The sequence below is a fragment of the Pseudomonas sp. WAC2 genome (genome assembly GCF_030403525.1).
Classification (GTDB): Bacteria; Pseudomonadota; Gammaproteobacteria; order Pseudomonadales; family Pseudomonadaceae; genus Chryseomonas; species Chryseomonas luteola.
Window position 1 is genome coordinate 1 of sequence record NZ_JAUEPD010000012.1, and the last position, 21,580, is coordinate 21,580.

Here is a 21,580-nt window from a genome sequence, read left to right on the forward strand (position 1 = left end):
TGCCAGACCGGAGGCCTGACCCTGACTAAACAGCTAACCCATTGATCTACAAGGCTTTTTGCTGTTCCGTTGCAGCGGAAGTGGGGCGCATTATAGGCCCCTCCGCTCACAGGTCAAGCTTTATTTTGACCGGACTGAAAAATCTTCTTTTGTCTTAGCTGAGTGGCGATGAATGGTAAGCGAAGCACAAGCAGCAGGCCTCCTATCGAGGCGTATATCAGCCACTCGCGGATATCCGAGCGAGTTATCCAGCACATGTGCAGCAAGGCCATAACCAATGCTATATAAATGAGGCGATGCAGCCGCTTCCACTGCTTGCCTAATTTACGCATGCTGTAACGGTTCGAGGTCAGAGCTAGAGGAAGCAGCCCCAGCACGGCAATGAACCCTACAATCACATAGGGACGCTTCTGCAATTCAATACCCAAGCGGGAAAAATCCCAGCCTAATACAAAGGCCAGGTAAGAGCAGAAATGAAGCGCTGCATAGGTGAATGTCCACAGGCCTAACTGGCGGCGAACCAATGCCCATCCTTTCCAGCTCGTCATTTTCTGCAAGGGCGTCAAGCTGAGCGTTATCAGTAAGAGTACTAGCGCCCCCAGGCCAAGCCTATCAATGATTACCTTACCGGGGTCAGGGCCCAAGGCAGAACTCCATGCCTCGTACAGCCAAGCACCAAGCACCGAAAACGCACTGATTAAAACGACCAATCGCCATACTTGCAGCATCATTAATACTGCTTCCTCAGGTCCATCCCGGCGTATAGGCCAGCAACCTCCTCTGCATAACCGTTAAACATCTGTGTTTCTTTAATATTAGGACTAAATAGACCGCTAGGAAGCCGTCGCTCTTTAGCCTGACTCCAACGGGGATGATCGACCTGCGGGTTGACGTTGGCATAAAAGCCATACTCATTTGGCGCCATGCTTTGCCAGGTTGTCTGCGGTTGATCACTCACCAAGCTGATGCGAACAATCGACTTGATACTTTTGAATCCATACTTCCACGGCACAACTAATCTAATGGGTGCGCCGTTCTGATTAGGCAGTACTTGCCCATACATGCCTACCGCCAATATAGCCAATGGATGCATGGCTTCATCCATACGCAACCCTTCTCGATAAGGCCAATCCAGTAGAGAGAAACTGGAACGCTGCCCTGGCATATGCTGGGGATCATTCAATGTTTCAAAACGAACGTACCTGGCATTAGCTGTTGGCTGGAACTGTTTAATGACATCTGCTAGTGGAATACCCAGCCACGGGATAACCATGGACCAGGCTTCGACACAACGCAGGCGGTATATCCTTTCTTCCAACTGCTGAGGCCGGATAATGTCCTCCAGCGAGTAGGTACCTGGCTTACCAACCTCTCCGTCTACCTTGACTGTCCAAGGCTCGACCACCATCTGCCCTGCATTGGTATAGGGATCACCTTTATCAGGGCCGAACTCATAAAAGTTATTGTATTGCGTGGCGTCTTTGAAAGGCGTTATGGACTCACCCTTTATATCTACCGCCTTCCAACGAATAGCAGACTGTTTCTCGGCAAACCAATCAGGCGCTTTGCCTGGTTCCACATCTGAATAAACAGATCCGTCAGCAAGCGCCCAGCCGGGCAGCACCGTAGCAGTGACAGCAGCACTGGCTGCACCCATGAATTGACGGCGAGACAAATAGATATTTTCTGAAGTGATTTCAGATGGCTTGCAGGCAGAACGCGGAGGGATGTTAATCAGCATGGCAATCTCCACAGCGACTACTGTCGATACGTAGTCTCACTGTGGAGATAATCAGGGAATTAATCAATGCGTGCGGTCGCGATGACGGCGGAAGCGCATTAATGCCTTGACGGGACCTGACACAGCATAAGCAAGGAAACCCAGCAGCAGGACACGTGGCGGATCAGTAAAGATAATGGCGAAGATCAGGACAGCGATGAGGATGCCCACGAACGGAACACGCCCTTTCATATCCAGGGTCTTGAAGCTCCAGTACTTGAAATTACTAACCATGAGCATTCCTGCAGCAGCAACCATGAACGCAACCAGGAATGAGAGTTTGGAGCCCTGAATACCAAAGTCGCTAAAGCACCATACTGTTCCAGCAACTAGCGCAGCGGCGGACGGACTGGCTAATCCAATGAAGTAACGCTTATCGACGGAGCCGATCTGAGTGTTGAAACGCGCCAGTCGGAGTGCTGCACCTGCCACATAGATAAAGGCCACAGCCCAACCTACATTGCCTAGACTGATCAGAGCCCATTCAAATGCAAGAATGGCCGGCGCTACACCAAAGGCCACCATGTCGGACAGCGAATCGTACTGCTCCCCAAAAGCACTCTGGGTATTGGTCAAGCGTGCAACACGACCATCCAATCCATCAAGGATCATGGCGATAAAAATGGCTGCCGCTGCTGCTGCAAACCCTACCGCAGCCTCTTCCGACTGTCCCTGGATAAATGCAGTCTGTGCCGCAATGGACTTGATGATTGAATAAAGTCCTGCAAAAAGCGCGGCTGTCGTGAAGAGGTTCGGAAGTAAATAGACGCCTCGACGGCGAATCTTTCGTCCCTGGGCATCGTGTGTTTCTTCGAAATGCTCATCGACGGGAATAATGCTTTCAGTGCTTGAGGAAGCTGTTTCGTTAGCTTCGTCGGGACGCTCGCTCATGAAAATTCCTTGCATAGGACTTGAAGTCTTGGATGATCCCCTCCTCTCAGGGTTCATCCTTAACACGTTACAGCTTTTATATCAGAAGACGAGCTGAAACGAAAAAACGCGGCCGTGGCCGCGTTTTTCCGAAACTGAGATCAACAGGAGCTTTAATGGCCCTAATGATTAGTTTTTGCTCTTGTCGACGATCTTGTTAGCAGCAATCCAAGGCATCATAGCGCGCAGTTTTTCACCGATCTGCTCGATACCATGCGCCGCATTATTGCGACGATATGCCGTCATGGATGGGTAGTTGCTTGCGCCTTCGCTGATAAACATCTTGGCATATTCGCCATCCTGAATACGCTTGAGCGCATTGCGCATAGCTTGGCGAGATTCGGCGTTGATGATTTCAGGACCTGTCACGTACTCGCCATACTCCGCATTGTTGGAGATGGAGTAGTTCATGTTGGCGATACCGCCTTCATACATGAGGTCCACGATCAGCTTCAGCTCATGCAGGCACTCGAAGTAGGCCATCTCAGGAGCGTAGCCCGCTTCAACCAGTGTTTCGAAGCCTGCTTTAACCAGCTCAACGGTACCACCGCACAGAACAGCCTGCTCACCGAACAGGTCGGTCTCGGTCTCGTCCTTGAATGTGGTTTCGATGATACCGGTACGGCCGCCGCCCACGCCGCAAGCGTAGGACAGCGCTACGTTCTTGGCATTGCCGGAAGCATCTTGGTAAACGGCGATCAAGTCAGGAATACCGCCGCCCTTGACGAACTCGGAGCGAACAGTATGACCCGGGGCCTTGGGTGCAATCATAATGACGTCCAGATCCGCACGCGGCACAACCTGGTTGTAATGGATTGCAAAGCCGTGAGCGAACGCCAGGGTAGCGCCCTGCTTCAGGTTAGGTTCGATTTCATTCTTGTACAGCTGAGCCTGAAATTCGTCAGGCGTCAGAATCATGATGACATCGGAAGAGCTAACGGCTTCTGGAACGCTTTTGACAGCCAGTCCAGCCGCTTCGGCCTTCTTGGCAGAGGCAGAGCCCGGGCGCAGCGCGACGACAACGTCTACACCTGAGTCTTTCAGGTTGTTTGCATGAGCGTGGCCCTGAGAGCCATAGCCGATAATGGCGACTTTCTTGCCCTGAATGATGGAAAGATCACAATCTTTATCGTAATAAACGCGCATGAAATTCTCCTTAGAATTAGCCGCGTGGCTTTATCAAATTTAAATGCTCAGAGCCTTGTCGCCACGGGAAATCCCTGTGACACCACTGCGTACGACTTCCAGAATAGACGTCGTACCGATCGCCTGGATAAAGCTGTCGAGTTTTTCACTCGTACCAGCCAGCTGAATCGTATAGACGCTACTCGTTACATCCACTATCTGTCCACGGAAGATATCCGTGGTGCGTTTGACTTCATCGCGTTGAGCTCCGGTCGCCTTGACCTTGATCAGCAGAAGCTCACGCTCAATGTGGGAGCCCTCGGACAGATTCACCAGCTTTACAACCTCGATCAGCTTATTGAGGTTCTTGGTAATCTGCTCGATGGTTTCATCGTGCCCCACGGTTGTCAGCGTCAGACGCGAGAGCGTTGGGTCTTCTGTCGGAGCAACGGTCAGGCTTTCGATGTTGTAGTTGCGCTGCGAGAACAGGCCGACCACACGGGACAATGCGCCTGGCTCGTTTTCTAGCAGAAGGGAAATGATGTGCCGCATGATTAAGTCCGCTCCGTCTTGCTCAGCCACATTTCGCGCATCGACCCATCTTTAATCTGCATTGGATAGACGTGCTCGCTGGTATCAACCTGAATATCCAGGAAGACCAGACGGTCCTTCATGGCAAAGGCCTCTTCCATCATGGGCTTGAGATCAGCCAGACGCGTGATGCGCATACCGGCATGCCCGTATGCCTCAGCCACCTTGACGAAGTCAGGGAGCGATTCCATATAGGAATGCGAGTAACGGCTGTTGTACTGCATGTCTTGCCACTGGCGAACCATGCCCAGGGCCTGGTTGTTCAGCGTAATGATCTTGACGGGAAGGTCATATTGCAGACAGGTGGACAGCTCCTGAATATTCATCTGGATACTGCCCTCGCCTGTTACACAAGCGACGTCGACGTCAGGGAAGTTCAGCTTGACGCCCATGGCCGCTGGCAGGCCGAACCCCATGGTGCCCAAGCCACCGGAGTTGATCCAGCGGTTTGGCTTGTCATACAGATAGTACTGTGCAGCGAACATCTGATGCTGACCTACGTCAGAAGTGATAAACGCATCTCCATGGGTTACTTCGTAAAGCGTCTCGATCACCGTCTGCGGCTTGATGATGCTTCCATCCCCCTTGTCGTAGGGAAACAGGCCGCCCTGCGAACTGCGCCATTCCTCAATCTGCTTCCACCAATTGGCTTGAGCTTCTGCTGCTGGCTTTTCGCCAATTTCCTTGAGGATGGCAACCATTTCCGTCAGAACGCTATCGACAGGCCCAACAATCGGAACATCCGCCTTGATCATTTTAGAGATGGAGGCAGGATCGATATCGACGTGAATGATCTTGGCATTGGGGCAGAAACGTTTGGCGCCATTGATGACGCGATCATCAAAGCGGGCACCTACTGCCAGGATGACATCGCTATGGTGCATTGCCAGGTTGGCTGTGTAACTGCCGTGCATACCTAGCATACCCAGGAACTGACGATCACTGCCTGGAAAACCGCCCAGCCCCATCAACGTGTTGGTAACTGGCAGGTTGAGCATCTTAGCAAGCTCGGTCAGCTGGGCTGCACCGTTCCCCATGATGACGCCGCCGCCCGAATACAGAATAGGCCGCTTGGCCGCCAACAGCATTTCAGCGGCTTTGCGAATCTGTCCAGAATGACCACGAACAGCCGGATTATAGGAACGCAGCTTGACCTTCTTGGGGTATACGTATTCGAACTTCTCCGTGGGGCTGGTCATATCCTTCGGGATATCAACCACAACCGGCCCGGGACGACCCGACTCCGCCAGATAGAAGGCCTTTTTCATGACCTCTGGAATTTCGGAGGGGTGCTTGATCATGAAGCTGTGTTTAACGATAGGCCGGGAAATCCCCACCATGTCGACTTCCTGGAACGCATCGGAGCCGATCATGTTGCTGCCAACCTGCCCAGACAGGATTACCATCGGAATGGAATCCATATACGCCGTAGCGATACCTGTAATGGCGTTGGTGGCACCGGGGCCTGACGTTACCAGAACGACGCCTGCCTTTCCGGTCGCACGTGCATAGCCGTCTGCCATATGCGTGGCTGACTGCTCATGGCGAACAAGAATATGGGTTACTTCTTTTTCTTTAAAGAGGGCATCGTAGATGTGCAGCAGGGCACCACCAGGATACCCATAGATGTATTTAACGCCTTCGTCACGCAAAAAACGGACGACCATTTCAGCGCCGGATAAGAGCTCCACGTTTCACCTCTCAACGCAATACGAGCGCCCACGAGTGGGCTTTCGGGGTTCGATCGACTGCAAGGCAGAGCATGGGCGACGGTGATCGCCGACGGGACAGCTGCCAAGAAAGCCGTGTTGGAAGAGCTCTAGAGTTACCGAGTTCCTCCACCCAGCGCGAGGTAACGCGTTACGGGTATGACTGCGGCGGCGCGGGTAGGCACCTCATGGTCTGCCGAGAAGCTAGCTTTGGGCCGGCTTTCTACAGCGAACTTTGGATTCTTCGCATTCAGCCGGTGCAAGTCAAGCCGTCTATGCACTTAATTTATGCACAGATCGAAGTCTCATTTTTTAAAGGCAAGTTTCGCTATAGTAGAGCGCTCTAACCCTTACGCTAAAGGATTCAACATGTGGCGTACGTTTTTAGCCATTAGCAGTGCCTTTGTCTTGATGGGCTCCGTTCACGCCGCTCAGGTCTACAAGTGGGTCGACGCCCAAGGCGTCACCCACTTCAGCGCGCAACCGCCTGCTGACCGTAGTGCAGATGAAATGAAGGTAAAACCGGCACCCAGTCTTTCAGGCCAGGCCAACACACCGGGAGCCGGGAATGGTACGGGCGACGCCGTGAACAATGCAGAACAGCGCTCTATCGAGCAGAAGGTTCAGCAAGACGTCAGAGAACAAGAAAAGAAGCGTGAGGAGTACTGTAAGGCTGCGCGAACCAACCTGGCACAGCTGCGCAGTAATCCTCGGGTCATGGTCGAAGAAGGTCGGGGTCAAATGAGACGGCTCACCGAGGAAGAACGCCAGCAGCGTATCAGCGAAGCCGAATTTTCGATCAATCAGAACTGCAATTAAGCCTTAGCGATGTTCGATCAGTCGATCGAACTCGCCCAGCGCCTCCAAAAGCGTTGCCACGCTGCGCATGTCGTTTTGATAGACCACTTCCGCCATAGGGCGAATGCCTGAGCGTCCGGGCAACCCGCTGTCCGACTCAATGATGACCTTCATCCGTGGTAGAAAAATCCACTGAAGCCATTGCGCAAAGCTCAACGTGTCTACACAGAACGGCTCTTGGCTGGCCAGGTCCTGATCGCTGGGTGGCACGCTTTCCCACCACCCTAGTACACGCAACTCTCGCTCGATCAGAAGCAATTGCTCCGCCAGATCAGACAGGCGAGCATCCATCAGGCACCCACCTTGGCACGCTGACGTGCTGTAGCCGCACCCGCGGCATCGCCTTGGCGTTCGCGCGATTGAGCGATCAATTCCCACAGACTGGCTTGCAGGGCAGGACGGCCATTGGCGTACGTCAGTCCACGTCGAGCCAGCTGCTCAGCCTGCGCGGCATCGCCTTGGGCCAGGCGGACTTCAGCCAGCCGATATAACACTTGCGGCTCGCGAGGCGCAATGCGCATGGCACGCTCCAGGCTTGAGGACGCTCCGTTAAGGTCGCCGCCGCCCTGCTGTTGCTGTGCTGTTGTCAGCAAGGCCAATACGGGACCATCGAGCTGCTCATCGGCCGACAGCGCACTGCTACGGCCGGAAGGAATTCCCGTAGGCGCGCTGGGTGCTGGCTGGGGCGCTGAGTAGCTATCATACCCCTGAGCAGCTGGCGCACCGGTAGAGGGTCCCACCGTTATAGGCCCTGTCGAAATAGGCGCTGTAGCCGGAGCTGCCGCAAAGGTCTGGATGGGCGCCGGGTTATCACCGGGCACCATCACCGTTACACCGCCATCCTGCTGTGGCGCCTGGGCAGCCATAGGCGGCGGTGAATTAGTCGGCATGCGACCGCCACTACGCGCCAGCTCTTGATTGGAAACAGGCGTGCTTGAGTCCACAACCGGAATAGCACCTTGCTGTGGCGTGGCACAACCTGCCAGAACTACCGTAGCGGCCAGTGCCGCCCATACCGCTTTAGTCACGTTCTACCCTCTTAATTCAACCAACCGCGGACCCAGTCCATGACAGAGTCGGAAGGGTTCTGTCCACCACATGCCGGCCCAGGGGGCGGCTCACTTCCCTGAATATAGGGCATTTGGACCGCGCCGGGGCAATTTGGATCGGTCCCCTGCCCTGTGGCCGGATTAACCCATGCCTGAACAACATTATCGGGCAGCGGCAGATCCAGTGAGGTTGGTTTGGCGCGTTTCATGAACCCGGTCCATACCTGCAGGGCTCCTGTCGCGCCGGTTAGCGGCGTCTTGCCATTGTCATCACGACCCAGCCAGACCACAGCAAGCAAGTCCTGACTGAAGCCCGAGAACCAACTGTCTCGTGAGTCGTTGGTCGTACCGGTCTTGCCCGCCAGATTCAAGGATGAAGGCAGCTGGTTATAGACCGAGCGAGCTGTGCCCTCGCGCACGACACGCTGCATCGCGTATTGGGTCAGGTAAATAGCCCCCGGATCGAAACGCTGCTGAATCTGGAACGGATAACGCTTGAGCGGCTCACCGTCAGATGCCAGAACGCTACGAATGCTACGCAGCGGTGTATTGAACCCACCATTGGCCAGCGTCTGATACATGGTGGCGACTTCCATGGGAGTTAACGCACCAGCACCCAGAAGCGTTGAAGGATAAGGCGGCAACGAGCGACTCACCCCCAGACGCTCAATGGTCTTGAGCACCTCAGGCACGCCTAAATCCAGGCCCAGTCGGGCAGTAGACAGGTTGTAGGAATGAGCCAGTCCCTGATACAGGAAAATCGTCCCGTGGGAATCACGTTCGTAATTCTGCGGACGCCAAACCTGACCATCACCTGTCTTAACGGAGAACGGCTCGTCCTTGATGAATGTGGTCAGGGTGTACTGACTCGGCCTTTCCAATGCTGTCAGGTATACCGCAGGCTTGATGATGGAGCCGACCTGCCGAACTGCATCCAGCGCCCGGTTATAGCCGGCAAAGCGAGGATCTCGCCCGCCCAGCAACGCCTGAACTTCACCGGTTTCCGGGTTGGTGACCACCATGGCCGCCTCAATGCCTTCCACACCCTTGCGGCCGTCGAGGCGCTTCAAGGCCTCGGTCATGGAGGTCTCGGCCTTGAGCTGAAGAATTGGATCGAAGCTGGTGAAAATACGCAGCCCTTCACCAGTCAAATCTTCTTCCCGGTAGTCTTGTTGGAGCTGACGCTTAACCAGATCGATGAAGGCGGGATAGGAGCTGTTTGTCAGCGAGCCTGCCTTGCTGATCCCCAAGGGCCGCTGCTTGGCCGCTTCCGCATCTTCCTTTGTGACTGCACCCTGTTCGGCCATCAGGTCGATGACCAAGTTACGACGAGCCAGGGCACGCTCCGGATAACGCCGCGGGTTGTAGTAGGAAGGTCCTTTTACCATTCCTACCAGCAGAGCGACCTGGTGCAGTTTGAGCTCGGACAACGGCTGGCTAAAGAAATACTGACTGGCCAAACCGAAACCATGAATGGCGCGGGTGCCATCCTGCCCCAGGAAAACTTCATTGAGGTAGGCCTGAAGGATTTCGTTCTTGTCGTAATGCAGCTCCAGCAATACCGCCATCAGGGCTTCGGTAAGCTTACGAGTCAGACTGCGCTCACTGGTGAGGTAGAAGTTCTTGACCAACTGTTGGGTCAGTGTACTGCCACCCTGACGCAACTGCCCTGTAGTAACGTTGATCCAGGCGGCTCGTCCAATCGACTTCAGCGAAACGCCATGGTGATCCCAGAACTCACGGTCCTCGACCGCAACCAGTCCATTGATAAGGGCAGCCGGAACCTGATCCAGTTTAACGAGGATACGGTCTTCGTTGTGGGCAGGGTATATGCCGCCTATCAACAGAGGCTCAAGACGCGCCACGGCCAGATCCGAGCCGTCCTTGCTACTCAGACCCGAGACAAAATCGCCAGAGAAGTTTACCTTGATCGAGCGAGGAGGCTCTTCACCCTCGTAAAATTGAAAGCCTCGGGTATCCAGCTCGACGCTGGAGCCTGCAACCGAGACGTCACCCGGCCCCTGAATGGCTTTTTCACGGCGATAGCCTAGCGCATCAAGCTCGGTCAGGAAGTCATCCTTGCTGAGCTTAAGCCCTGTAAACAGCTCAAGCGGCCGTGCATATACCTTGGCAGGAACCATCCAGCGCTTACCGGAAAATTTCTCCTGCACGATAGCGTCGAGATAAATAGAAAATCCCGCAAGGACGACCAAGCCCACCAGGCCTAATTTAAGAGCCCAGCCGGACAGGGAGCGCCAGTTGAAGAATTGGCGGGACGGTTTTTTTGAGCGAGAGGATCGGGTGCGTTTCATGGCGGCGCATTATACGCACTTTGCTTCTAGCGGGCAGACGCCAGCCAGCGGTTTGCAGGGTCACTCACAGCGGCCATAATGGCGATCACTTTTCATGGCTACGCTAAGGACCGCTTGTGAGTCAGACCCTGATCGCTGCGCTGCAGAACCCGGCCCTCTATCCGCATCCGGTTACCGCGTTCAATGTTATCGAGACGCATATTTCCTGGGTGGTTCTGACAGGGGAGTATGCCTACAAGATCAAGAAGCCGGTGAACTTCGGCTTTCTTGACTTTACCGACCTGAAAGCCAGAGAGCACTTCTGTGGCGAGGAACTACGCCTCAACCAACGCCTGACGAAAGGACTGTATCTGGATGTCGTTCCCATTACAGGCAGTCCAGAGGCACCCCAGATAGATGGCGAAGGTCCGGTTATTGAATATGCCATCAAGATGCGCGAGTTTCCTCAGAGTCAGCTCTTGAGCGAGATTGAAAAACGCGGCGAACTCACCGAGCAGCATATTGATGCACTGGCCGAGCAGATTGCGCGCTTTCATTTGAGCGCACCGGTTGTCGATGCTTCAAACGAACTGGGGTCGCCCGACTCGGTGATGGCACCTGTGCGCCAAAACTTCGAGCAGATCCGCCCGATGCTTGAGCATGAACAAGACCTTGCCCAACTGGATCACCTGGAGGCCTGGGCAGAAGAGCATTTTGCCCGGCTGCATCCCCTGTTCGAGCGGCGCAAGGCGGAGGGCTTCATTCGTGAGTGCCACGGCGACATCTACCTTGCCAATGTGACTCAACTGGACGGACAGGTCGTACTCTTTGACTGCATCGAGTTCAACGAGCCTTTCCGTATGACGGATGTGATTGCCGATACCGCCTTCCTGGCGATGGACCTGGAAGACCGCAAGCACAAGACGCTGGCCCGCCGCTTTATCAATGCCTATTTCGAGATGACCGGCGATTATGACGGGCTGCATGTTCTGCCGTTCTACAAGGCTTACCGGGCCATGGTTCGGGCCAAGGTCAACCTCTTCCAGTACGGCCAGGCCTCCGATCCGGCTCAAAAGGCTGAAATCCTGGCACGCTACCGCAATTATGCGTCTCTGGCAGAAAGTTACTGCGCCATTCCGTACTGCCTGTTGGCCATTACCCACGGTGTATCCGCTGTAGGCAAAAGCAGCGCAGCGCTCAAACTGGTGGAGGCACTGGGCGCGATTCGTATTCGCTCGGATGTCGAGCGCAAGCGGTTGATTCAGGACGCTACGCCTGACGTGCTGTATAGCGCTGAGTCCGGGAAGGCAACCTATGATCGCCTGCATCACTTGGCGGCGGGTATCCTTCAGGCTGGCTACCCAGTGGTACTGGATGCAACCTATCTGAAACAGGCTCAGCGCGAAGCAGCTGCTCAGGTGGCAGAAACGGCAGCCGTCCCCTTCCTGATCATCGACTGCCACGCTCCGGATACCATGATCGCCCAGTGGCTGGCCGAGCGCCAAACTGAAGGCCGTGATCCCTCCGATGCGACTCTGGCGGTCGTCCAGGTTCAGCAGCAAGGCCGTGAAGCACTGACAGAGCAGGAATTGATCCGAACACGGCATGTTGACATGACCGATCCGACCAACTTGGATGCGCTCGTCAAGGCCATGCAAGACAAGCTACCGGTCAACTGACTGCAGGCTCCACACATCGTTTCCTCCTCCAGCGCCCGGAGAGACCGCTACACTGAAGAGGTACTCAGGCGAGTGCATTCAGTGAGCACTAGGCAAAACGGGCCTGGAGGGCACGATGAGTAATGACTTACTGTTGTTGAAGAATCTCGGCAAGACGTCAGTACTTTGGTTACATGCGGTAGGTATCCGTACGGTAGACGAGTTGCGCAATCGGGGCTCGGCGGGAGCTTACATGGCGGTATGTGCACGCGGTTTTCGTACATCGAAAGTTCTGCTTTATGCCCTGGAGGGCGCTCTGCTCAACATTCACTGGAATGAACTGACACCTCAACACAAGCAGGCCCTACTCGCTCAGGCCAGAGCCTTGGCTCAGGAACACGAGATAGCTCACAAGCTCCGCTGATGAGGATTTACGCCGTCCACCGGCTTGCTTATTGTGCGAGCTATTTCACACCTCTGATATAAAGGATTCAGGGCCATGTATCTCCTTGGCGAGCAGCCTACCTATGCCGACCAGCTGATCAGCCGTCTACAGGGTATTCCGGCGCAGTTGCTCGAAGGACTTTCCCCTTCAGGCGAGCCTATTTCCGTTTACTGCCTGTATGGCTTGAGCGAGCTCGAGCCAGCCAACCATCTTTTTTTGATACAGAAAGGCATGGTGCATGCCTTAGTGGAGGGGCGTCCCCTGTTTTATTTGCAGGAAGGCGACCTGGTTGGCATGAGACAAGGGCTGGACCTTCCCGAGTGCACCTATAAAAGCGACGAGCCCGTCACGCTCATTCCCTACCGGCGCTCGGATGTGTTTCGCCATATCCACAGCAGCGAACAGCGCCAGGAGCTGCTGCTTCAATACCTTATTGGTCAAAACGCGCTGCTTTCCGATGCACTGGTGCGACTCAAGCCCCAGGAAGTACGCCCCAGCACAGGCTTCAAGCAATTTGCCATAGGCGAAGAGTTGATCCGTCAGGGGGATGAGGCTGACCACGTCTTCATTATTATCGAAGGCCACGCCGAGGCGCGGGTCAATGATCAGAAGGTAGGCGATGTGTGCAAAGACGAAATCTTTGGCGCCATGGCGGTTTTCACCCAGGAGAAACGCAGTGCGACTGTAGTAGCGACCGAGCCCTGCACAGTGATGATCATTCCCAAGGATCAGTTTTTAAGCCTGATGTACAGCACGCCCCGTATCGCTCACAACCTTATTGAGAATATGGCTCGCCGCATCGATCTGCTTAACAGGGAAGTCACGCAGTTGCGCCAGCAGCTCAAATCATAAGCCTGCTTCCTATTTGAGAATAAGAAATATTCTCGAATAGCTTGACACAGAAATGAGAATAGCTATTATTTGAATCAGCTGGTCGCGAGACTGGCTCTGATAACTGAGAGACTAGCAGGTCGGCCTTTCAGGTTATCTCCTCATCAGGCTAATCACGGTTTCGACCCGGCTCTGCCGGGTCTTTTTTTGTCTGGAGAAAAGCGACTGCTCTAAGTGCGTAACTGGTTATCCAGCCTTCAGATGTACTCGTGAATCAGTCTGCCGGGCACAGGGCTCTCCATTCCCAAGCGGTAGGCACGCTTGATCGAGACAGCTGCTTCCTGGGCTTTGTCCTTATTGGCAGCATGAACCCAGCAGAGAGGTTTCTGCTCGTCTACGGCCTCGCCTACAAAAGCCAGCTCACTTAAACCAACCGACAGATCGATTTGATCGGCTGGGTGCTGACGACCGCCACCCAGGACTACAACAGCCAGGCCTACCGAACGTGTATCAATGGACACCACACGTCCCGGTCGTTTGCTGAAAACAGGCATGACGACAGGCGCTTGCTGTAGATACCGCTCCGGTGCTTTGGTCAGGTTAACCGGGCCGCCCAGCGCGGCCACCATACGAGCGAAACACTCTAGGGCGGAACCGTCTCTCCAGACCCCGAGCAATTGTTCATGGGCCTGGACTGTTGTATTGGCCTGCCCTGCTAAAACCAGAGCCTGTGCAGCCAAGGCCATTGTTACCTCCCAAAGTCGCTGACTACGGATCTCGCCTTTGAGAAGCGCGATAGCCTCAGCCACTTCCAGGGAGTTTCCCGCACTGCGTGCCAGCGGCTGGTTCATATCGGTAACCAATGCCCGCGTTTTGACACCTGCCCCGTTGGCTACCGCGACAATGCTCTGTGCTAGCGCTTGCGCCTGGCTAGTCTCTGCCATGAAGGCACCGTTACCCGTCTTGACGTCCATGACCAGAACATCCAGTCCTGCCGCCAGCTTCTTGGCCAGAATCGACCCGGTAATAAGATCAATGGACTCAACCGTACCGGTCACATCGCGAATGGCATAAAGCCGTTTATCCGCCGGTGCCAGGTCAGCGGTCTGCCCAATGATGGCACAGCCCACTTCAGCCACGACCCGCCTCAACTGCTCAGGTGATGGCTGGCAGTTATAACCGGGAATACTGTCCAGCTTGTCCAGCGTACCGCCGGTATGGCCCAAGCCGCGACCTGAGATCATCGGCACGTAACAGCCACAAGCTGCCAGCAATGGCGCAAGAACGAGGCTTACCACATCACCCACACCGCCGGTGGAGTGCTTGTCGACTACAGGACCGGGCAGGCTCCAGGAGAGCGTTTGTCCCGAATCGCGCATGGCAGTCGTAAGGGAAATGCGTTCATCTACTGTCATGCCCTTGATAAAAACAGCCATGGCGAACGCCGCGATCTGTCCTTCACTAAGGGTTCCGTCCGTTATTCCTGCAACGAAACGCTTGATATCCGAGCGCTCCAGTACCAAGCCGTCACGCTTGCGACGAATCACTTCCTGAGCCAACCACATCCTGGCAGTCCTCCAGGCTAATCCACCATCACGAGGTAGGCGCAGCAGATAACTGCCGCGCCGCCTGGTTCATATCGAGATGAAAAATCCCACAATCGCGGCGCTCATGAAGTTGGAAAGCGTCCCGCCAATCATGGCGCGCAGTCCAAGCCGTGCCAGCTCAGAGCGGCGTTGCGGAGCAATGGAACTCAAGCCACCCAATTGAATGGCAATGGATGCCAAGTTGGCGAAGCCGCACAAAGCAAAAGTCACAATGATTTGTGTATGGGTAGACAAGACCTGCACGCCTGCAGCCGCTGCCTTGGCAGGATCCATGTAGTTGGCAAGATCCACATAGGCCACGAACTCATTCAGAACGATTTTCTGGCCAATGAAACCGCCTGCCTGAACCGCTTCATTCCACGGCACGCCGAGGAGAAATGCGACAGGCGCCAGCAGATAACCCAAAATCAGCTGCATCGTGATCTGCGGATAACCCAGCCAACTGCCAGCCCAGCCGAGCAATCCGTTAAGCATGGCAATGAGCGCAATGAACGACAGCAACATTGCGCCTACGGCCACGGCAAGCTTCAAACCCGCCTGAGCGCCTTCAGCGGCCGCATCAATGACGTTGGCTGGCCGATTCTCGCCCTGCCCCAGGTTACCCACGATGGCTTCGTCCCGGGTCGCCTCGGTTTCAGGCTCCATCAGCTTGGCCATAAGCAAGCCTCCCGGTGCGGCCATGAAGCTGGCAGCGATTAGGTACTTGAGATCAACACCCAACCCGGCATAGCCCAGCAATACCGATCCGGCAACGGCTGCAAACCCGCCAACCATCACTGCAAATAACTCTGACCGGGTCATATCGGCGATAAATGGCCGAACGACAAGCGGTACCTCAGACTGGCCAATAAAGATAGCCGACGTTACTGCCATCGACTCAATCCGGCTGGTCCCCAGCATCAGCCTCAAGCCCCCTCCAATCAGCCGAATGATCCAACCCATGATGCCCAGGTAGTAGAGTACGGAGATAAAGCTTCCAAAGAAGACAATGACCGGCAGTACTTTGATGGCAAATACAAAGCCGCCATTGCCGAACACCTCGAACATGCGTGCACTGCTCAAGCCGCCGAAGAGAAACTCGATGCCCTTGTCCGCATAAAGCTGTAGCGACGAGACGCCACTGGAGATCGATGCCAACACGGTCTGCCCCCAGGGGATATAGAGTGCAAAGGCCCCCAGCGCGACCTGAATGCCAAAGGCACAGAGAACCGTACGCGGCCGGATGGCCCGGCGATGGCTGGATAGCGCGACGGCAATAGCGACGAGCACAGCCATCCCGACAAGACTGATCATGGTGTTGTCTCCGAACACAATAGGACCTCAAGCGCCGACTCGAACGCCGGCAAGCCTTCGGTGACGTTAGAAAGAATCAAAGGCGCCCGGAAGCAATTCCTTGAGTGTCCAGACCTTGGTGGCCGACGCGTCGCTACCCTGGCAGATGATCACTGCATCAGGCGCCATAAGTTCGAGCAGGACCTGACGACAGGCACCGCACGGGCTGATCAGAGGAACCTTGGGAGCATAAACGGCAATTGCCTTGAAGCTGCGTGGAGCAAATCCCTGACTGATGGCCGAAAACAATGCGCTACGCTCGGCACAGTTGGTGAGGCCGTAGGAAATATTTTCGACGTTTACGCCATGAATTACGCGCCCGTCCTCGGTCAACAGTGCAGCGCCCACTGGAAACTGAGAATACGGTGAGTAAGTTTGGTCAGCAGCCAGCTTGGCTTCTTCCAACAATTGTTCATGCTCAGTGGCGGCATGCTCGCTCATAAAGGGTCCTCGCAGATAAAAGGCCGGCACTTTAAACGTTCCAGCCTCGTTTTATGAATCAGAATTGATAACCCACGCCGAAGTAATAGCCCCAACCGTTCGAGCGAGCCCTGAAGGGGCCGTCACCAAAATTTAGTTCGGTGCCATCCTTCCATTGCCCGCCATTATGGAAATAGCGCCCCACTGCCATCAGGCGCAGGTGCGTAAAGGAATATAAAAGGACATTGGTAGCGACGGTCGCGTTGGCGGTACGAGCAGGGCCTGCCTTGTCGTGCAGATCCGAGCCGAAGTCAACGTTGGTAAAGCCGACATATGTTAGGGACGCTCCGTTGTCGAACGTCCCCAAGGGTAGAATGTACTTTAGCTGCGCCCGGTAGCCATCCCAGGAGTTTTCATTGGCAGCGCCATAATTTTCCCACTGACGGCGCACATACAGGTTAGCAGAGAGGTTGAGACGCGTCCCCGTCTCGATATCCGTTCCCAGGCCGCTATAAAGCGTGTTGCCCCGGTTCTCGCGGTTATGGCCGTGATCATAAATCCAGTCAAACGCAACATAGAACTCCTTGAAAGGGCCGAACCCCAGCTTGCGACCCAGCAGCTCATCGATGGATACCCGCGGCTCATGCTCCATGAACACGGGAGAGCCTTTATCCCATACACCGCTGTCGTGACTGTTACCGATCCCTAACACCTTGGGAATATCGACATACCCATAGAGCTCGAAAGGCCCTTTACGCCCGAAATATTCATATTCGAGATAGATATCATCGACGGGACGTGGACCAAAGCTGATGTCCTTGCTACCGATCAGTGTCACGTTCTGGTTATACCAGGAGGACAGATAGGTTCCTTTCTCCGGCGGAGCGACTTCGTAGCTGAGGTCCTCGCCCTGGGCACTCTCCTCTCCTTGCGCAGGTGGCGTCGCTCCAAACACGGGCATGCCAATGCCTGCAGTCAGCGAGACACCTAACAAGACCTTTTGAGTCCGCTTGGTCATAGGTAAACAGGTAAAGAAACGAGAAATAACCGCGTACTCCAATGTTGCACTCCTTCAAAGGGTTACATCACCCGCCGGATTAGGCACAGCAGAAGGCCATAGGCTTTACCCTGTACGGAGTAACCGCATTATAAAAAGGTTACGTATTGATACGTTTGTAAAGTGGGAGGGAGCGTAAGCACGGGATGTGCCAAACCTGACTCGCTGAACAGGATTCAGGCAAGAGCCGCTGCCGGCCCGCATTTTCCCCATGCACACCAGAATCAGTCGGCCTCACATTAGTGAATCCGTTGGTCGCTGCACCGTCATGACTCATTCGTGCCCTGTGAAGGGCACAACGACGTGGTCGTGCTCATCGCACCGAGAGCTACATCACGACCTTAAGCCGACGAGTCACCTGTATGGCCTGTAGCGTAACATCAGCACCGTAAGCCAGAATCTCGACTCCGGCCTCCAGCGCCTCGCGCAATGCACGTCCGTAGGCAGGATCGATATCATCGGCAGGACGAACCGCCTCGATACCTGTGAGATTGACGCAATACAACAGCACCGCACGCGCGCCCTCACGCGCCAGCGCCGACAATTCACGTAGATGCTTGGCTCCCCGAACCGTAACGGCGTCCGGGAAAGCTGCCACACAGTCCATGTTGTAGCCGAGCGTTACGCTCTTCACCTCGACAAAAACCTCTCCTGAGGGATACGTCAAACGAAAATCCGCCCGGCTATTTTCAGCGCCATAAGCCACCTCACGACGCAACGCGCTAAAGCCGGCAAGTTCTGGAATTGCCCCAGCCAATAGCGCTTCCTCCACCAACCGGTTCGCCCTGCTGGTATTGATGCAGGCGAGCCGCCCGTGAGGGGTCTCTACAAGCTCCCATGTCCCAGGAAGCTTGCGCTTGGGATCATTGGAACGGCTGAACCAGACACGAGCGCCCTCTGCCTGACAATTGAGCATCGATCCGGTATTCGGGCAATGAATCGTCAGGGTCTCGCCCGTCACCGTCTCGATATCAGCCAAAAAACGTTTATAACGCCGGATCAAAAGCCCCTCTTCCAGGGGTGGATCAAACTGCATGGACTACTTCCGCTTCGATGATCAGGGACGCCAGGTTTTGAGGCCGCGAGCAATGCGCGTGACGGCCCCCTCCAACCGCGGCAGGCTTTGGGTATAGGCAAAGCGGACATGCTGACCGGCACGGTAGCGTCCGAAGTCGAGCCCCGGAGTAAAGGCTACATGCTCGGTCTCGATGAAATGCTGGCAAAAAGCATACGCATCGCCGCCAAAGGCAGACATATCGGCGTAGAGGTAAAACGCGCCTTCCGGCTCGACCTCAATTCCAAAGCCCAGCGCCCGCAAGGCTGGCAGCAGGAAGTCGCGACGCTGCTGAAACGCTGTACGTCGGGCCTCGAAAATCTCGATCGCGTCTGGCTTGAAACAGGCCAAGGCCGCATGCTGAGCAATCGTGGGTGCGCTGATATAAAGATTTTGTGCCAGCTTCTCGAGCTCTGGAATAGCCTCCGACGGTGCGACAAGCCAGCCCAGGCGCCAGCCGGTCATTCCAAAGTATTTGGAAAAACTGTTCAGAACGAAGGCCTCGTCATCGACTTCCAACACGCTTGCCGCGTCCGACCCATAGGTCAGACCATGGTAGATCTCATCCACCACCAGATGACCGCCTCGTGTGGATAGACTCCTGGAGAGTGCCTCCAACTCATCCCTGTGCAGGACCGTTCCCGTAGGATTGGCAGGCGATGCTACTAGAGCACCTACGCTGTCTTGCGTCCAATGGGCGTCGACGAGCTCAGGCGTCAATTGGTAGCGCGTCTGCGGACCGACTGGGACCAATTGGGCCGCCCCTTCGATCAGGCGCAGGAAATGGCGATTACAGGGATAACCGGGATCAGCCATCAGCCAGTGCTTGCCCGGGTCGACCAGAAGCGCACTGGTTAGCAGAAGTGCGCCTGAGCCTCCGGGCGTAATCATAATGCGTTCGGGATCAATATTGACGGCATAGCGCTTGGCATAGAACTCGGCAATGGCTTCGCGCAGCTCAGGCAGACCGCGCGCAGCGGTGTAACGGGTATTACCATTCGCCAGCGCCGCCTGCCCAGCCTGGATGATGGGTTCTGCTGTCGTGAAATCCGGCTCGCCGATCTCCAGGTGAATGACATCATGCCCAGCGGCCTGTAACTGATTGGCACGAGCCAGCAGGGCCATGACATGGAAGGGCTCAATGGCACGGCTACGCGCACTAAATGATTTGGTCATGGTCTATCCGAACTTGTTAGAGAGAGGGGATTCTAACCAAGGCTATAAAGACGGCACCAATACATATAATTCGAGCAAGACCCACAAGATATGCCTTGGAGCTTGATAACAAGGACTTCAGGTAGTAGCGCCGCACCAAGGCTTCTGGTAAGTTCGCCCGCTTGCATCCGCGGGGGCCTCTTGCCCAGTAGACGTATCCAGCCTGCGGACAGGATTAGCGAAAGTGAGAGGGTCATCCATGGCGACCGACGAAAAACAGCAAAACACCCCTTTGACCCGTGGCTTCGAACCTTATCAGGAGGAGTCTGGCGAGGAGTACATGAGTGAGCGCATGCGCGCCCATTTCACTAACATCCTGAATAAATGGAAGCAGGAACTGCGGGAAGAAGTAGACCGCACTGTAAGTCACATGAAGGAAGATGCCGGCAGCCATGCCGACCCGGCCGACCGTGCGACCCAGGAAGAAGAGTTCAGCTTCGAGCTACGTACCCGTGATCGTGAGCGCAAGCTGATCAAGAAGATCGACGAGACGCTTCAGCTGATCGAAGACAACGAATACGGCTGGTGCGACTCTTGTGGTATCGAAATCGGTATCCGCCGCCTTGAAGCACGTCCGACTGCCAGTCTGTGCATCGACTGCAAGACACTGGCGGAAATCAAGGAAAAGCAGATCGGTTCCTGACCGATCAAGGGGCGCTCAGGCGCCCCGCTTGCTTTTTAACGATTGTCGTTCCCCACCATGACGACCTCATCCTATATAGGCCGGTTTGCCCCGACACCTAGCGGTTACCTGCATTTCGGGTCACTGGTTGCAGCCGTTGCGTCTTATCTGGACGCCCGTGCCGCAGGAGGACGCTGGCTTGTACGCATGGAGGATCTCGATCCGCCTCGTGAGGTTCCAGGCGCCCAAACAGCCATTCTCGACACGCTGGAACGCTATGGCTTCGAATGGGATGGCGCCGTAGAGCGGCAAAGTGATCGTCATGATGCCTATGAGGCTACCGTAGCGCGCCTGCTGCATAGCGGCCTGGCCTATGCCTGTACCTGCTCGCGCAAACAGCTGGAAGGCTATGGGGGACTGTATCCAGGCCACTGCCGTAACGCCCAGCATGCCCATGACATGGCCGCGATACGCATCCGGGTTCCTGAGCTCGAATATGCCTTTACCGACAGGGTACAAGGCGAATTCCGCCAGCATCTAGGACGGGACGTAGGCGACTTTATTATCCGTCGGCGTGATGGCTTGTTTGCGTATCAGCTCGCCGTGGTACTGGACGATGCCTGGCAGGGCATTACCGATATCGTCCGAGGTGCAGATCTTCTCGACTCCACGCCGCGTCAGCTCTATCTGCAGGAACTGCTAGGCTTTCCCCAGCCTCGCTACCTGCACGTCCCGCTGATCATTCAGCCTGACGGACACAAGCTGGGCAAATCGTACCGCTCTCCGCCTCTTCCGCACGATCAAGCCGGACCGCTACTGCTCAGAGCCCTGCGTGCGCTAGGCCAGCAGCCATCCTCCGAGCTCCATGGCGCCAGTGCCCGAGAGATTCTGACCTGGGGTATACAATCCTGGCAGCCTGCCCGGATACCACATACCCATACACTTGCCGAAGCTGAACTCCGGTAACAACGCAGATTGTCTCAAAACGGATAAGGCAGACCTGCGC

The 21,580-nt window shown here is 55.4% G+C and carries 21 protein-coding genes; 6 read left to right on the forward strand and 15 right to left on the reverse strand.

Going from position 1 to position 21,580, the window contains the following annotated elements; all coding sequences use genetic code 11:
- Positions 1 to 113 precede the first annotated feature (113 nt).
- The 6 genes from msrQ to QWJ10_RS21535 all read right to left on the reverse strand — a co-directional run bounded on the left by msrQ (position 114) and on the right by QWJ10_RS21535 (position 6,117).
- The gene (gene msrQ, locus QWJ10_RS21510; protein ID WP_197873330.1) at positions 114 to 731 is read right to left on the reverse strand and encodes a protein-methionine-sulfoxide reductase heme-binding subunit MsrQ; all 618 of its coding nucleotides are present in this window, start codon (positions 729 to 731) and stop codon (positions 114 to 116) included.
- Positions 731 to 1,741 (reverse strand): protein-methionine-sulfoxide reductase catalytic subunit MsrP, encoded by a 1,011-nt coding sequence (gene msrP / locus QWJ10_RS21515; RefSeq protein WP_289929639.1) that lies wholly within the window; start codon positions 1,739 to 1,741, stop codon positions 731 to 733. Before msrP ends, msrQ begins: the two co-directional genes overlap by 1 nt.
- A 63-nt stretch (positions 1,742 to 1,804) precedes the next feature.
- The gene (gene pssA / locus QWJ10_RS21520) at positions 1,805 to 2,671 is read right to left on the reverse strand and encodes a CDP-diacylglycerol--serine O-phosphatidyltransferase (RefSeq protein WP_019367407.1); all 867 of its coding nucleotides are present in this window, start codon (positions 2,669 to 2,671) and stop codon (positions 1,805 to 1,807) included.
- 168 nt (positions 2,672 to 2,839) lie between these two features.
- The gene (gene ilvC, locus QWJ10_RS21525; RefSeq protein WP_010796850.1) at positions 2,840 to 3,856 is read right to left on the reverse strand and encodes a ketol-acid reductoisomerase; all 1,017 of its coding nucleotides are present in this window, start codon (positions 3,854 to 3,856) and stop codon (positions 2,840 to 2,842) included.
- Between the two features lie 39 nt (positions 3,857 to 3,895).
- Positions 3,896 to 4,387, reverse strand: a complete 492-nt coding sequence (ilvN, locus tag QWJ10_RS21530) for an acetolactate synthase small subunit (RefSeq protein ID WP_010796849.1) — start codon at positions 4,385 to 4,387, stop codon at positions 3,896 to 3,898.
- Positions 4,388 to 4,389: 2 nt separating this feature from the next.
- Positions 4,390 to 6,117: an acetolactate synthase 3 large subunit gene (locus tag QWJ10_RS21535; protein WP_010796848.1), complete on the reverse strand. Its 1,728-nt coding sequence runs from the start codon at positions 6,115 to 6,117 to the stop codon at positions 4,390 to 4,392.
- A 387-nt stretch (positions 6,118 to 6,504) separates the two neighbouring features.
- On the opposite strand from QWJ10_RS21535, the gene QWJ10_RS21540 reads away from it, so the two are divergent.
- Entirely contained in the window at positions 6,505 to 6,954 is a 450-nt protein-coding gene (locus QWJ10_RS21540) for a DUF4124 domain-containing protein (RefSeq protein ID WP_125888593.1), read from the forward strand.
- A gap of 3 nt (positions 6,955 to 6,957) precedes the next feature.
- Here QWJ10_RS21540 and QWJ10_RS21545 read toward each other — a convergent pair whose 3' ends face one another.
- The 3 genes from QWJ10_RS21545 to mrcB are packed head-to-tail and all read right to left on the reverse strand — an operon-like array spanning position 6,958 to position 10,354.
- A complete protein-coding gene (locus tag QWJ10_RS21545) occupies positions 6,958 to 7,284 on the reverse strand; it encodes a YqcC family protein (protein ID WP_289929640.1) in 327 nt (108 codons plus the stop codon).
- On the reverse strand, positions 7,284 to 8,021 hold the full coding sequence (locus tag QWJ10_RS21550) for a tetratricopeptide repeat protein (protein ID WP_150348143.1): 738 nt from the start codon (positions 8,019 to 8,021) through the stop codon (positions 7,284 to 7,286). Before QWJ10_RS21550 ends, QWJ10_RS21545 begins: the two co-directional genes overlap by 1 nt.
- An 11-nt stretch (positions 8,022 to 8,032) precedes the next feature.
- Positions 8,033 to 10,354, reverse strand: a complete 2,322-nt coding sequence (gene mrcB, locus QWJ10_RS21555) for a penicillin-binding protein 1B (protein ID WP_289929641.1) — start codon at positions 10,352 to 10,354, stop codon at positions 8,033 to 8,035.
- A 116-nt stretch (positions 10,355 to 10,470) separates the two neighbouring features.
- Here mrcB and QWJ10_RS21560 point away from each other — a divergent pair, with 116 nt between their 5' ends.
- The 3 genes from QWJ10_RS21560 to QWJ10_RS21570 all read left to right on the forward strand — a co-directional run bounded on the left by QWJ10_RS21560 (position 10,471) and on the right by QWJ10_RS21570 (position 13,288).
- Positions 10,471 to 12,012 (forward strand): bifunctional aminoglycoside phosphotransferase/ATP-binding protein, encoded by a 1,542-nt coding sequence (locus QWJ10_RS21560; protein WP_289929642.1) that lies wholly within the window; start codon positions 10,471 to 10,473, stop codon positions 12,010 to 12,012.
- Between the two features lie 115 nt (positions 12,013 to 12,127).
- Positions 12,128 to 12,415, forward strand: a complete 288-nt coding sequence (locus QWJ10_RS21565) for a TfoX/Sxy family protein (RefSeq protein WP_010796841.1) — start codon at positions 12,128 to 12,130, stop codon at positions 12,413 to 12,415.
- Positions 12,416 to 12,490: 75 nt separating this feature from the next.
- On the forward strand, positions 12,491 to 13,288 hold the full coding sequence (locus QWJ10_RS21570) for a cyclic nucleotide-binding domain-containing protein (RefSeq protein WP_289929643.1): 798 nt from the start codon (positions 12,491 to 12,493) through the stop codon (positions 13,286 to 13,288).
- 236 nt (positions 13,289 to 13,524) lie between these two features.
- Here QWJ10_RS21570 and deoA read toward each other — a convergent pair whose 3' ends face one another.
- From deoA to QWJ10_RS21600, 6 genes are all read right to left on the reverse strand, one after another.
- The gene (gene deoA / locus QWJ10_RS21575) at positions 13,525 to 14,832 is read right to left on the reverse strand and encodes a thymidine phosphorylase (protein WP_289929644.1); all 1,308 of its coding nucleotides are present in this window, start codon (positions 14,830 to 14,832) and stop codon (positions 13,525 to 13,527) included.
- 69 nt (positions 14,833 to 14,901) lie between these two features.
- Positions 14,902 to 16,167 (reverse strand): NupC/NupG family nucleoside CNT transporter, encoded by a 1,266-nt coding sequence (locus QWJ10_RS21580; protein ID WP_289929645.1) that lies wholly within the window; start codon positions 16,165 to 16,167, stop codon positions 14,902 to 14,904.
- A 66-nt stretch (positions 16,168 to 16,233) separates the two neighbouring features.
- The gene (locus tag QWJ10_RS21585; RefSeq protein WP_074829428.1) at positions 16,234 to 16,647 is read right to left on the reverse strand and encodes a cytidine deaminase; all 414 of its coding nucleotides are present in this window, start codon (positions 16,645 to 16,647) and stop codon (positions 16,234 to 16,236) included.
- Between the two features lie 58 nt (positions 16,648 to 16,705).
- Positions 16,706 to 17,644 (reverse strand): nucleoside-specific channel-forming protein Tsx, encoded by a 939-nt coding sequence (locus tag QWJ10_RS21590; protein ID WP_037030719.1) that lies wholly within the window; start codon positions 17,642 to 17,644, stop codon positions 16,706 to 16,708.
- A gap of 367 nt (positions 17,645 to 18,011) precedes the next feature.
- Complete coding sequence (gene sfsA / locus QWJ10_RS21595; protein WP_289929646.1) at positions 18,012 to 18,719, reverse strand: DNA/RNA nuclease SfsA; 708 nt, start codon at positions 18,717 to 18,719, stop codon at positions 18,012 to 18,014.
- 21 nt (positions 18,720 to 18,740) lie between these two features.
- On the reverse strand, positions 18,741 to 19,913 hold the full coding sequence (locus QWJ10_RS21600) for a pyridoxal phosphate-dependent aminotransferase (protein WP_289929647.1): 1,173 nt from the start codon (positions 19,911 to 19,913) through the stop codon (positions 18,741 to 18,743).
- 238 nt (positions 19,914 to 20,151) lie between these two features.
- On the opposite strand from QWJ10_RS21600, the gene dksA reads away from it, so the two are divergent.
- Both dksA and gluQRS read left to right on the forward strand, forming a co-directional pair.
- Positions 20,152 to 20,595 (forward strand): RNA polymerase-binding protein DksA, encoded by a 444-nt coding sequence (gene dksA, locus QWJ10_RS21605; protein ID WP_010796833.1) that lies wholly within the window; start codon positions 20,152 to 20,154, stop codon positions 20,593 to 20,595.
- 57 nt (positions 20,596 to 20,652) lie between these two features.
- Positions 20,653 to 21,540: a tRNA glutamyl-Q(34) synthetase GluQRS gene (gene gluQRS, locus QWJ10_RS21610; RefSeq protein ID WP_010796832.1), complete on the forward strand. Its 888-nt coding sequence runs from the start codon at positions 20,653 to 20,655 to the stop codon at positions 21,538 to 21,540.
- Positions 21,541 to 21,580: the final 40 nt, after the last annotated feature.